At 72.9% G+C, this 966-nt stretch carries 2 protein-coding genes and 1 pseudogene; 2 read left to right on the top strand and 1 reads right to left on the bottom strand.

Annotated features, from left to right (window positions below; translation table 11 throughout):
• Both ACFPZL_RS13705 and ACFPZL_RS13700 read left to right on the top strand, forming a co-directional pair.
• Positions 1–145: pseudogene (locus ACFPZL_RS13705) on the top strand (16S rRNA (cytidine(1402)-2'-O)-methyltransferase); the annotation flags it as partial.
• 42 nt (positions 146–187) lie between these two features.
• Complete coding sequence (locus ACFPZL_RS13700) at positions 188–658, top strand: hypothetical protein (protein ID WP_236022022.1); 471 nt, start codon at positions 188–190, stop codon at positions 656–658.
• Between the two features lie 25 nt (positions 659–683).
• Here the strand turns inward: ACFPZL_RS13700 and ACFPZL_RS13695 are convergent.
• Positions 684–966, bottom strand: a 283-nt coding sequence (locus ACFPZL_RS13695) for a lysophospholipid acyltransferase family protein (protein ID WP_382335939.1), incomplete at its 5' end; no start/stop codon positions are given.

Below are 966 nucleotides of genomic sequence, written 5' to 3'. Positions count from 1 at the left end.
GACGGTGTCGCCCGAGGCGGCGCTCGCGGAGGTGCAGGATCGGGTGGCGCGCGGGGACCGCCTCAAGGACGCGACGCGAGAGGTCGCCGCCGCGACGGGTCTCTCCGCCCGCGAACTGTACGCGGCTGCGCTCGCCGCGCGATGACGGCGATCGACCCGACGGGCGGCGACTATGGAGGAGACCAGGATGAACGGGAGACTCTCGACCGAGCTGTGGCGATTGGTGCTGCCGGTGCTCTGGTTCGGGATGGTGGCGGCGATCGGATTCATCGAGGCGCCGCTGAAGTTCCAGGCGCCCGGCATCACGATTCCGCTCGGTCTCGGCATCGGGCGGCTCGTCTTCGCCGCGCTGAACGCTGTCGAGGGCCTGCTGCTCGTCGCCCTGATCCTCGTGAGCCTCTGGCCGCGCGCCGCGCGCCTCGCGAGAGCGCGCCTCGCGTGGCTTGCCGGCCTCGCCGCGCTCTTCGTCGTGAAGATCGCGCTGGTGCGCCCCCCGCTCAACGCCCGCACCGACCTGGTGCTCGCCGGCGCCGATCCCGGCCAGTCGCCCTGGCACTATGTCTACATCGCGTGCGACCTTCTGACGCTCGCGCTGCTCGTCGTGCTGGCGATGCAGGCGGCCCGCTCGATCCGCCGCCTCGCGAACGGCGGATCCTGAACCACGACGCTGGGGGAGCGAAGGATCAGGCGCCCCGACCCCCATCGGCGTAGCCGTCCGAGAGCTCCTGCCCGGTGAGCTCCTGGATCGCGGCCATGATCCGGTCCGTCGCCTCGCGCCGGGCGCGGCCTCCGGGCATCCCGTCCAGGTCGTCGAGCCGCACAGGGGGCCCGAAGCGTATCTCGACGCGCGGGGCGCGTCCGGTCGCCGGATCCTTCAGTTCGCGATTCGTCCCGATGAGCCCGACCGGCACGACGCGCGCACCCGTCTCGAGCGCCAGGAACGCCGCGCCGCCGCGGCCGCGATGG

This window comes from Leucobacter soli, assembly GCF_042659205.1.
In the GTDB taxonomy this organism is placed as follows: domain Bacteria; phylum Actinomycetota; class Actinomycetes; order Actinomycetales; family Microbacteriaceae; genus Leucobacter; species Leucobacter soli.
The sequence above is the reverse complement of the archived record's forward strand: the minus strand, read 5'-3'. Positions and strand labels throughout refer to the sequence as shown.

Excerpts from the sequence above, each read along its gene's own strand:
- ACFPZL_RS13700 (WP_236022022.1), top strand. The coding sequence starts at position 188 with ATGAACGGGAGACTCTCGACCGAGCTGTGGCGATTGGTGCTGCCGGTG.